This window comes from Streptomyces sp. NRRL B-24085, from assembly GCF_001282115.1.
GTDB lineage: Bacteria > Actinomycetota > Actinomycetes > Streptomycetales > Streptomycetaceae > Streptomyces.
This window is the reverse complement of record NZ_LJBR01000502.1, coordinates 1-7,521: the sequence shown is the minus strand read 5'-3', so window position 1 is coordinate 7,521 and position 7,521 is coordinate 1. Positions and strand designations below refer to the sequence as shown.

Sequence of the window (7,521 nt, the reverse complement as noted above, 5' to 3'; positions counted from 1 at the left end):
GTGGAGGGTTCCGAGGTGGGGCAGGTCTCGGACGGCACCCAGGCGAACTTCACGTCGTAGGAGGACCCCGGCTGGAGCGTGAGCTGGGCGACCTCCTGGGAGGGGTCGGGCAGCCCTGCGGAGGCCGCGTCGCCGGACGTGTGCCGGAGCGCGCCGATCTTGCTGCTGTCGGCCGCGCCCTGCGCGCTCGGCGTCACGATGCCGGGGCCGGAGACAGTGCAGGCTGCGGAGGAGCTGTTGGTGACGCGGAAAGTGCCGTAGACCGTCCCGGAGGCGTCGGGCACCGCGGTGCTCGCCGTGGGGGAGCCGAGCTGGGCGGCCGTGCAGACCTGGGCGCTCTGGGAGGTCGTGGCGGAGGGGTCGCTGCCGCTGCTCGCGCCGGTGCCCGCGCCCGCCGTCCTGCCCTTGTCGTCGCCCTTCGGCTGGCCCTTGCCCTTGTCCTCGGTCTTGCCCGAGGAGCCGCCGGAGGTGGACTCGCCGCCGTCCTGCTGCTTGCCCTGGCCCGCGCCGCCCTGCATCTGGGAGGTGTGCCCGGCGTTGGAGGTGTTGGCGCTGGTGCCGGTGGAGGAGACGTGCACGACGGCGGGGATCGCGGTGCCGAAGAAGAGGGCGGCGGCCGCCATGCCGACGAGGGCCTGCCGCTTGCGGGCCCGTCTGGCGGGCACCGCCTTGCGCAGGTGGTCGAGGGTGCCGTCCCGCGGTTCCATCTCCTGGACCGCCTGGTGCAGCATGCGTCGCAGTGCAAGCTCGTCCGAGTCGAACTCCCCCGTGGAGCTCAGATCGTCGGGGCCCTGATTCACAGTTCCGTTCCCAGCGTGCGATTGCTTGTGCTCTTGCCGCGCCGTCCGGGTCGGCTCGTGCTCGCCTTCCCCGGTCGGCTCATGCCACGCGTAAGGCTCGTGGCGCCGTCCATCGGAATCACCCTCGCCGCTCACACCGGTTCCTCCATCGCGACCCGCAGCGCGGCGATCCCCCGCGAGCCGTACGCCTTCACGGAGCCCAGCGAGATGCCGAGGGTATCGGCGACCTGGGCCTCGGTCATGTCCGCGAAGTAGCGCAGGACCAGGACCTCGCGCTGGCGGCGCTGGAGGCCCTTCATGGCCTTGATGAGGGAGTCGCGCTCGAGCTGGTCGTACGCGCCCTCCTCGGCGCTCGCCATGTCGGGCATCGGCTTGGACAGCAGCTTGAGTCCGAGGATGCGCCGGCGCAGGGCCGAGCGGGAGAGGTTGACGACCGTCTGGCGCAGGTACGCGAGGGTCTTCTCCGGGTCGCGGACGCGTTTGCGCGCCGAGTGGACGCGGATGAACGCCTCCTGGACGACGTCCTCGCAGGAGGCGGTGTCGTCGAGCAGGAGGGCGGCGAGACCCAGCAGGGAGCGGTAGTGCGCCCGGTAGGTCTCGGTGAGGTGGTCGACGGTGGTACCGGCTGCCGCGGTGTCCTCGGCGTACTCGGCTCCGTCGCGCTGACTGGGTATGCGGGCGGGCCGCGCTGCGGGCATGGGCGCGATCACCGGCATGCCACCGGGCGCCCCGGGCCTGCGGGGCCGGAGGACGGCCGCGCCGCTCGGCGCGGCAGGGAAGTCGAGTACCTGAGCCACGACAGTTGGACACGCTCACCCCGGTGAGGGTTGTACGCGGCCGTCCATCTTCTCTCAGGCAGCACAACTGACCGTGCGTCGAACGCGCTCATGCCTACCCGCTCTTCCCCTGTGTCCCGAATGGCCGGGGCGTCCCCACGCCCCGCAAGCATCCCCGCACCCCTGAAAGGGCGTTCGCAAAGACGCTCCCCGCCCTTCGCGCGGTTGCGGAGAGCGGGGAGGAAAATCTTCGGACGCCCGGGCGCCGGGATCAAGTGGTACGGACCATTAGTCGCACCACATGTCGCACACAGATCCTACAAAGGGTTCCGGCCATGGCCAGGTCTTTTCCCGTAGGCACAACTGCGTACGGGAGATCCGCCGCGCGTCACCCGAAGTCGGCCGCCACGAGCTCCGCGATCTGCGCGGTGTTGAGCGCGGCGCCCTTGCGCAGGTTGTCGCCGCACACGAAGAGCTCGAGCGCGGTCGGGTCGTCGAGGGCCCGCCGGACCCGCCCGACCCAGGTGGGGTCGGTGCCGACGACGTCGGCGGGGGTGGGGAACTCCCCGGCCGCCGGATCGTCGAAGAGGACGACCCCGGGTGCGGTCGCGAGGATCTCGCGCGCCTTGCGGACGGTGACCTCGCCCTCGAAGCGGGCGTGCACGGTGAGGGAGTGCACGGTGACCACCGGGACCCGTACACAGGTCACGGCGACCGGCAGCGCGGGCAGGCCGAGGATCTTGCGGGACTCGTCCCGCACCTTCATCTCCTCCGAGGACCAGCCGTCCTCGCGCAGCGAACCGGCCCACGGCACGACGTTCAGCGCGACCGGTTCCGGGAACGGCCCGGTGTTGTCGCCGACGGCCCGCCGCACGTCACCGGGGTGCGTGCCGAGCTCGGTGCCGGCGACCAGGGAGAGCTGCTGGCGCAGGGTCTCCACGCCCGCCCGGCCCGCGCCGCTCACGGCCTGGTACGAGGACACCACCAGTTCCCGCAGCCCGAACTCGGCGTGCAGCGCGCCCAGGGCCACGATCATGGACAGGGTCGTGCAGTTGGGGTTGGCGATGATCCCGCGGGGCCGCATCCGGGCCGCGTGCGGATTGACCTCGGGGACGACGAGGGGCACGTCCGGGTCCATCCGGAAGGCGCCGGAGTTGTCCACGACGACGGCACCCCGGGCCGCGGCGACCGGCGCCCACTGGGCGGCCACCTCGTCGGGCACGTCGAACATGGCGACGTCGACCCCGTCGAAGGCCTCCTCCGACAGGGCCACGACCTCGACCTGCTCCCCGCGCACGGCCAGCTTGCGGCCGGCCGAGCGGGGGGAGGCGATCAGTCGGATCTCGCCCCAGATGTCCGCGTGCTGGGACAGGATCTGGAGCATGACCGTGCCGACGGCCCCGGTCGCGCCTACGACCGCGAGCGTCGGCCTGGCAGTCATCGGCCGGTGCCGCCGTAGACGACCGCCTCGTCGCTGTCGGAGTCGAGCCCGAAGGCGCTGTGCACGGCGCGGACGGCCTCGGCCACGTCGTCGGCGCGGGTGACGACCGAGATGCGGATCTCGGAGGTCGAGATCAGCTCGATGTTCACGCCGGCGTCGGACAGGGCGGTGAAGAAGTCGGCCGTGACGCCCGGGTTGGTCTTCATGCCCGCGCCCACGAGCGAGATCTTGCCGATCTGGTCGTCGTAGCGCAGCGAGTCGAAGCCGATGCCCGACCTGTTCTTCTCCAGGGCGTCGATGGCCTTGCGGCCCTCGGCCTTGGGGAGCGTGAAGGAGATGTCGGTCAGCCCGGTGGAGGCGGCGGAGACGTTCTGCACGATCATGTCGATGTTGATCTCGGCGTCCGCGATCGTGCGGAAGATCACCGCGGCCTCACCCGGCTTGTCCGGCACGCCGACGACCGTGATCTTGGCCTCGGAGGTGTCGTGCGCGACACCGGAGATGATGGCCTGCTCCACCTTCTTGTCCCCTTGCTCGATCGGCTCACTGCTGACCCACGTGCCCTGGAGTCCGCTGAAGGACGACCGGACGTGGATCGGGATGTTGTAGCGGCGGGCGTACTCCACACAGCGGTGGAGCAGCACCTTCGAACCGGAGGCGGCGAGCTCCAGCATGTCCTCGAAGGAGATCCAGTCGATCTTCTTCGCCTTCTTCACCACGCGCGGGTCGGCGGTGAACACGCCGTCGACGTCGGTGTAGATCTCGCAGACCTCGGCGTCGAGGGCGGCCGCGAGCGCCACGGCGGTGGTGTCGGAGCCACCGCGGCCGAGCGTGGTGATGTCCTTCTTGTCCTGGCTGACGCCCTGGAAGCCGGCGACGATGGCGATGTTGCCCTTGTCGAGGGACTCCCGGATACGGCCCGGCGTGACGTCGATGATCCGGGCTTTGTTGTGGACCGAGTCGGTGATGACGCCGGCCTGGCTGCCGGTGAAGGACTGGGCCTCGTGGCCCAGGTTTTTGATCGCCATGGCCAGCAGGGCCATGGAGATACGCTCTCCGGCGGTCAGCAGCATGTCGAACTCACGCCCGGCAGGCATGGGAGATACCTGCTCGGCGAGATCGATCAGCTCGTCCGTCGTGTCGCCCATCGCGGAAACGACGACGACGACCTGGTGGCCGTTCTTCTTCGCTTCGACGATTCGCTTGGCGACGCGCTTGATGCCCTCGGCATCGGCTACGGAGGAGCCTCCGTACTTCTGCACGACAAGGCCCACGTGCGCTCCTCGCTCAGTCCGTGTGTGTCGGCTCAGTTTACCGAGCGCCCGAAATCCACCTCCGCGGTATCGCATCGTGAGATTCGGACGCCCAGGTCAGCGCATGCCCAACCGCGCAGCCCGGGAAAAGTGCACCGCGTCACATGGCCCTGTGGGGCACCTGTGACGACAGTGAATTAAGTTTCAAGGATTAGGGTGCGGCTGTGCGCGTACTCCTGGTGGAAGACGATGAGCCGGTCGCCCAGTCGCTGCGGCGGGGCCTGATCCGCTACGGGTTCGAGGTGGAGTGGGTCTCCACCGGTGCGGCGGCGCTCGGCCACCAGGGCCCCTACGACGTCGTACTCCTCGATCTCGGGCTGCCCGACACCGACGGCCTCGACGTGTGCCGGGCGCTGCGCGGGCGCGGTGACGTGCCGATCATCGTGATCAGCGCGCGCAGCGACGAGACCGACCGGGTGGTGGGCCTGGAGCTCGGCGCCGACGACTACGTGTCCAAGCCGTTCGGGGTCCGGGAGGTCATCGCGCGGATACGGGCCGTGATGCGGCGCGCGCAGCCCCGTACCGAGGCCGCCGCGACGGGCCCCGACTGCTACGGCTCCCGGCTGAGCATCGACCGCAAGGCCGCCCGGGTCCGGCTCGACGGCCAGGAGGTGGCCCTCGCGCCCAAGGAGTACGACTTGCTGGCCTTCCTCACCGAGGAGCCGGGCGCGCTGATGTCGCGCGAGCAGATCATGGAGGCGGTCTGGGACGCGAACTGGTTCGGGCCGACCAAGACGCTGGACGTGCACGTGGCCGCGCTGCGGCGCAAGCTCGCCGGGGCGGTCGTCATCGAGGCGGTGCGGGGCGTGGGCTTCCGGCTGGAGATCGCCGGGGACGACGGGGCCTCATGAACCGGCAGCTCATCCGGAGCTACATCCTGCTGGTCGCGGTGGCCATCCTGCTGTTCACGGTGCCGGTGGCCTTCACGCTCACCGATCAGCTGCGCGACGACACCGAGTCGTCGGTCAAGCGCGAGGCGAACACCATGGCGTTCCTGCTCGGGAACGGCGACCGGGCCTCGTGCGAGGCCCTGACCAAGGTGGCCAAGGCGTACGGCAACGTCCAGGCGACCCCGACCGCCAGCTGTGACCCGCGGCTGCCGGCCCCCCGCGGGGACGCGGCGCTGACCCGGGCCGTGACGAGGAACGAGGCGACGACCGACTGGGGTTCGGACTTCGTCTGGGGCAAGCACCTGACGGTGACCGTCCCCGCGGACGGTGACGCGGCCGTCCGGATCGTCTACTCGACCTCGGACATGACCACACGGCTGTGGCAGATCTGGGGCTTCCGTGCCGCTCTCGCCGTGCTGGTGCTGGCCGCGGCCGCCGCGATCGGCGCGTTCGCCGCCCGCCGGATCACCGCGCCCCTGCGCGAACTCAACTCCATGGCGAGCAAGTTCAGCGACGGGGACCTGACCGCGCGCTCCCCGGTCACCGGCCCGCCGGAGACGCAGACGCTCGCCCGCACCCTGAACCAGGGCGCCGAACGCCTGGACACGCTGGTGGCCTCGCAGCGCATCTTCGTGGCGGACGCCTCGCACCAACTGCGCACCCCGCTCACCGCGTTGCGCCTGTCGCTGGACAACATCGCGGACGGGGTGGAGGACGAGTTCGTACGGGAGGACGTGGAGCAGGCGACGGCGGAGGTGGTCCGGATGAGCCGCCTGGTCAACGGGCTGCTGGTGCTGGCGCGGGCGGAGGCGAAGGTGACCGCCGCGGAGCCGCTGGTGCTGCGGGACATCGTGGACGAACGGCTGGCGGTGTGGAGGCCGGCCGCCGACGAGCGCGGGGTCACCATCGCGCTCGGGGGGAGTGCCGACGGCCGGCTGCTGGTGCTGGCCGGCCCCGGTCATCTCGACCAGGTGCTGGACAACGTGCTCTCGAACGCCCTGGAGGTCTCCCCGGACGGTGGGCGGATCACCGTCGAGGTGGAGTCCCGGGCGGACACGGTGGTGCTGTCGGTCCTCGACGAGGGCCCCGGGATGTCCGACGCCGACAAGTCCCGTGCCTTCGACCGCTTCTGGCGCGGTCAGGGCCTGACCGGACGCACCGGCTCGGGCCTCGGCCTCGCCGTCGTACGGCAGTTGGTGACCGACGACGGCGGGACCGTGACGCTGGCGGACGCGCCGGGGGGCGGGCTGAAGGTGGAGATCAGCCTTCGGGCATCGCCGAGGAGTGGTGGTTGACGATCTTCCACACGCCGTTCCGCTTCTCGTACGCGTAGGTGTAGCGGGCCTCGACGACACGCTGGGCGCCGCTCTTCGGGTCGGTGAGCGTGAACTCGTAGACGCCGGTGTCGATGGCGGAGTTGCCGTCGAGGACGTCGACGACCGTCTTGACCTTCTTGCCGGCCGGCTTGTTCCGGAGGAAGTGCTCGAAGTAGTCGACGATGCCGGCGCGGTCGGTGCGGACCTTGTTGGAGACCGTGGGCAGGAGGACCGCGTCCTTGGCGTACAGGTCCGCCACCGTGTCGGCGTCACCGGTCCGCAGGGCGGCGTTCCAGTGGTCGAACAGCGCCGCGATCTGCTTCTCGGAGGGCTTCTTCGCGGGCTCGGGGCCGGCGAGGCTCACGCCCGCGGTGACCGTGCCGGCGGTGACGAGGGCGGTGGCGGCGACGATGGCTGCGCGCTTGGTTATGGAACGACGGGTCATCGCTGTCTCCAGTTGCGGTGAGAGGCTGTGCCGTGAAGTGGCTCCAGACTCTCTTCGCGCTGGTTAGGGGCCGTGCAGCCGATGTACAGGACAGAGCCAGGGCTCATGCAATTGACGCTCTGTACCCGCCTGTTGACCGTGAGGTGCCCATGACGTCGACGGCCGATGTGCTGCTGGCCGTGATCGTGCTGCTCGGCTCCTGCGTGCAGTGGCTCACGGGGATGGGCTTCGCCCTGGTCTCGGTGCCCGCACTGGTGCTCCTTCTCGGCCCGGCGCAGGGGGTGGTCCTCGCCAACTGCGCGGCAGGGGTGATCTGTCTGGTGGGACTGGCGGGCGGCCTGCGTCTGGTGCGTCCCCGGGCGATGCTGCCGTTCTGCCTGGCGGCGGCCTGCACGGTCCCGGCGGGCACCTGGGTGACCCGCCGACTCCCCCAGCCCTGGCTGCTGTTGGTGATGGGCGCCCTGGTGACGGTGGCGGTGCTGCTCGTCATGCGGGGCGCGCAGTCAGCGGCGCTGGGCGGCACGCGGGGTGCCGTGTTCG

8 protein-coding genes are annotated in these 7,521 nt (G+C 70.6%); 3 read left to right on the top strand and 5 right to left on the bottom strand.

What is annotated here, in order from left to right:
* The 4 genes from AOJ26_RS37910 to AOJ26_RS37895 form a co-directional block, all read right to left on the bottom strand.
* A partial coding sequence (locus tag AOJ26_RS37910) for a DUF4232 domain-containing protein (protein ID WP_053852891.1) occupies positions 1–800 on the bottom strand: 800 nt, incomplete at its 3' end.
* 131 nt (positions 801–931) lie between these two features.
* Positions 932–1,498, bottom strand: a complete 567-nt coding sequence (locus AOJ26_RS37905) for a SigE family RNA polymerase sigma factor (protein WP_007383615.1) — start codon at positions 1,496–1,498, stop codon at positions 932–934.
* 466 nt (positions 1,499–1,964) lie between these two features.
* A complete protein-coding gene (locus AOJ26_RS37900) occupies positions 1,965–3,017 on the bottom strand; it encodes an aspartate-semialdehyde dehydrogenase (protein WP_053852890.1) in 1,053 nt (350 codons plus the stop codon).
* Positions 3,014–4,291 (bottom strand): aspartate kinase, encoded by a 1,278-nt coding sequence (locus AOJ26_RS37895; RefSeq protein WP_053852889.1) that lies wholly within the window; start codon positions 4,289–4,291, stop codon positions 3,014–3,016. Before AOJ26_RS37895 ends, AOJ26_RS37900 begins: the two co-directional genes overlap by 4 nt.
* A 203-nt stretch (positions 4,292–4,494) precedes the next feature.
* Between AOJ26_RS37895 and AOJ26_RS37890 the strand changes: the two genes are divergently transcribed.
* Both AOJ26_RS37890 and AOJ26_RS37885 read left to right on the top strand, forming a co-directional pair.
* The gene (locus AOJ26_RS37890; protein ID WP_053852888.1) at positions 4,495–5,181 is read left to right on the top strand and encodes a response regulator transcription factor; all 687 of its coding nucleotides are present in this window, start codon (positions 4,495–4,497) and stop codon (positions 5,179–5,181) included.
* Positions 5,178–6,515, top strand: a complete 1,338-nt coding sequence (locus AOJ26_RS37885) for a sensor histidine kinase (RefSeq protein WP_053852887.1) — start codon at positions 5,178–5,180, stop codon at positions 6,513–6,515. Before AOJ26_RS37890 ends, AOJ26_RS37885 begins: the two co-directional genes overlap by 4 nt.
* On the opposite strand, the gene AOJ26_RS37880 is transcribed toward AOJ26_RS37885, so the two are convergent.
* Entirely contained in the window at positions 6,481–6,981 is a 501-nt protein-coding gene (locus tag AOJ26_RS37880) for an SgcJ/EcaC family oxidoreductase (protein WP_053852886.1), read from the bottom strand. The two genes, AOJ26_RS37885 and AOJ26_RS37880, sit on opposite strands and share 35 nt — an antisense overlap.
* A 149-nt stretch (positions 6,982–7,130) precedes the next feature.
* Here AOJ26_RS37880 and AOJ26_RS37875 point away from each other — a divergent pair.
* Positions 7,131–7,521: TSUP family transporter (locus AOJ26_RS37875; protein ID WP_159044486.1), on the top strand; the 391-nt coding region annotated here is incomplete at its 3' end.